We start from the raw sequence: 2,384 nt of genomic DNA, 5'->3' as shown, positions 1-2,384 counted from the left end.
CCCCCCACCCCCCCCGCCCCCCGCCGTCCCACCTCCGCCTGCGGCTTCGCTCCCGCCTCCGGCGACCGGCGGCGCCGCGACCGGCAGCGCGTAGAACCGTGTGGCCGACGGCGAGGTGGTCTCGGCGAACCGGGTGCCACGTCCGACCAGCGCGTCCGCCTGCCGCTGGAGGGCGGACGGGACATTCGGCGGCAGCTCGATCGCCCGGCCGCCCTCGTAGATCCACACACCCGCGTCCAGCGCCTGGTCCTCCGCGGGCTCCCTGACCGTCAGCCGGCCGTCCGGCCGCGCGTCCACGGTCGCGGCCACCGCCTCCGCACGGGTACGCAGCACCTCGTCGGCCTGCGCGTGCAGTCTTCTGTCCAGGGCGAGATTGAACACCGTGGTCAGCACGGCGATCCACAGGACGCTGGTGACCAGGGCGATCAGCGCCAGTCGGCCGCGCAGCGTACGCGGAAAGAGACGCCGGAGACGGTGCTGTCCGATCATGCGAAGCGGTATCCGATGCCACGGACCGTGCCGATGCTGTGCGGCGCGTCGGCCTCGCGCAGCTTCCGCCGCAGCCGGACCAGATACTGGTCCAGGGTGTTGTCGGAGACCTGGGCGCCCTCCGGCCAGCCCGCCCGCAGCAGGGCGCGCCGGCGCACGGCGGCTCCGGGAGCGGCCATCAGACAGGCCAGCAGCCGGAACTCGGTGGGAGTGAGCGCCACCGCCGTCCCGCGCACCTCCAGTTCATGGCGCACCGGATCCAGCCGTACGGCACCCGTGTCGATCGCCGTACCGTCGCCCGAGCGCCGCAGTACGGCCCGGATCCGGGCCGCGAGTTCGCTGAGATGGAAGGGCTTGGCGAGATAGTCGTCGCCACCGGAGGAGAAACCCGAGAGACGGTCGGTCAGTGTGTCGTGCGCCGTGAGAAACACCACCGGCGCGCTCACTCCGGCGGCCCGCATCGCCTGGCACACATCGCGGCCGTCGGAGTCCGGCAGCCCGACATCGAGCACCACCGCGTCCACCGAGCCGTCGGCGGCGCGCAGCGCCGAGGCGCCGTCGGCCGCCGTCACCACGAGGAAGTCCTCGTCGCGCAGGCCGCGGGCGATCACATCGCGCAGTCCGTGGTCGTCCTCGACGATCAGCACGCGGGGAGCCGTCATTCCGCCAGTATGACCACGCCCGCGGCTTCGCAGTCCACCGTCCCGGGCCGCGACGCGCGCGTTCAGGTTGTGTTCAGGTACGGCCCGGCATCCTCGGGACGTGACCGCAATCCAGGGCGCGGACGACCGCGCCGATGTGTACGGCCGGGTGTACGGCGGCGCGTACGGGCGCGTCCGTCCGCAGCGCCGGGCGGCGTGACGCGATGGCACGTATCACGGTCGTCGAGGACGACCCGACGATCGGCGGCGGACTCAGCGCGACACTGCGCGTACTCGGCCACGACAGCCGCTGGTGTCCCGACGGCGCCACCGCGCTGGCACACACCGCACCGGATCCGGCCGATCTGCTCCTGGTCGATCTGGGGCTGCCCGACATCGACGGATTCGAACTGTGCCGTCTCCTGCGGGAGCGGGCCCCGGACGCCGTCATCGTCGTACTGACCGCGAGAACCGGCGAGATGGATGTCGTCCAGGCCCTGGAGTGCGGAGCCGACGACTATCTGACCAAACCGGTCAGGATCGCAGAGCTCCAGGCCCGGGTCACCGCCCATCTGCGCCGCACCGCGCCCGGCGCCCTCGGAGCGCCCGGCACCTCGGCGCGGATCGGGCTCGGCGCCCTTGTCGTGGACCGGCCCGCCCGTCGCTGTCTCGGCCCTCACGGCGAGATCACACTCCGTCCCCGCGAGTTCGATCTGCTGGTACGGCTGGCCGCGCGTCCGGGACAGGCCGTCAGCCGCGAGGATCTGATGAACGACGTCTGGGACGAGAACTGGTTCGGCTCCACCAGGACTCTCGATGTGCATGTGGCCGCGCTGCGCCGCAAACTCGGCGAGCATCTGCGGATCACGACACTGCGCCAGTTCGGCTACCGCCTCGAAGTCCCGACGGCTCCCGCGGCCGGCTGACGGCAGGGCCGGACCGTGCGCCGCCGCATCCTGGGATCGACCGTGCTGGCCGTCGTCTGCGCGGTGCTTCTCTTCGCGCTGCCGCTCGCCGTCGCCGCGCTGCGGCTGTACCAGCAGGACGAGGAGCGTGAACTGCGGCAGCTCGGCGAGCGGGTCGCGGTCGGCCTGCCCGTACCGCTCGGCCGTCCCGGCGCCGGTGACCCGGTGGAGCTGCCACGGACCGAGGCGGGCACCCGGATCGCGGTGTACGGGCCCGACGGGCGGCGCGTGCTCGGTACCGGCCCAGGGACCGGCGACGGTCCGGTACGGGCCGCGGCGGCGGGCCGGG

Annotated in this window: 2 protein-coding genes and 2 pseudogenes; 2 read left to right on the top strand and 2 right to left on the bottom strand. The window is 73.2% G+C overall.

Annotation, left to right across the window (positions count from 1 at the left end):
* Both GA0115259_RS25385 and GA0115259_RS25380 read right to left on the bottom strand, forming a co-directional pair.
* Positions 1–489: pseudogene (locus tag GA0115259_RS25385) on the bottom strand (hypothetical protein); the annotation flags it as partial.
* Positions 486–1,151 (bottom strand): response regulator transcription factor, encoded by a 666-nt coding sequence (locus GA0115259_RS25380; RefSeq protein WP_093601330.1) that lies wholly within the window; start codon positions 1,149–1,151, stop codon positions 486–488. The pseudogene GA0115259_RS25385 and the gene GA0115259_RS25380, both read right to left, overlap by 4 nt.
* Positions 1,152–1,354: 203 nt before the next feature.
* Here GA0115259_RS25380 and GA0115259_RS25375 point away from each other — a divergent pair, with 203 nt between their 5' ends.
* Positions 1,355–2,056, top strand: a complete 702-nt coding sequence (locus GA0115259_RS25375) for a response regulator transcription factor (RefSeq protein WP_093601332.1) — start codon at positions 1,355–1,357, stop codon at positions 2,054–2,056.
* A gap of 15 nt (positions 2,057–2,071) precedes the next feature.
* Positions 2,072–2,384 (top strand): annotated as a pseudogene (locus GA0115259_RS25370) (hypothetical protein); the annotation flags it as partial.

Source organism: Streptomyces sp. MnatMP-M17 (assembly GCF_900091995.1).
GTDB lineage: Bacteria > Actinomycetota > Actinomycetes > Streptomycetales > Streptomycetaceae > Streptomyces.
This window is presented reverse-complemented; position numbering and strand designations above follow the sequence as displayed.

What these genes read in the sequence shown, in the direction of transcription:
- GA0115259_RS25380 (WP_093601330.1), bottom strand. Translation starts at nt 1,151, where the DNA reads ATGACGGCTCCCCGCGTGCTGATCGTCGAGGACGACCACGGACTGCGC.
- GA0115259_RS25375 (WP_093601332.1), top strand. Translation starts at nt 1,355, where the DNA reads ATGGCACGTATCACGGTCGTCGAGGACGACCCGACGATCGGCGGCGGA.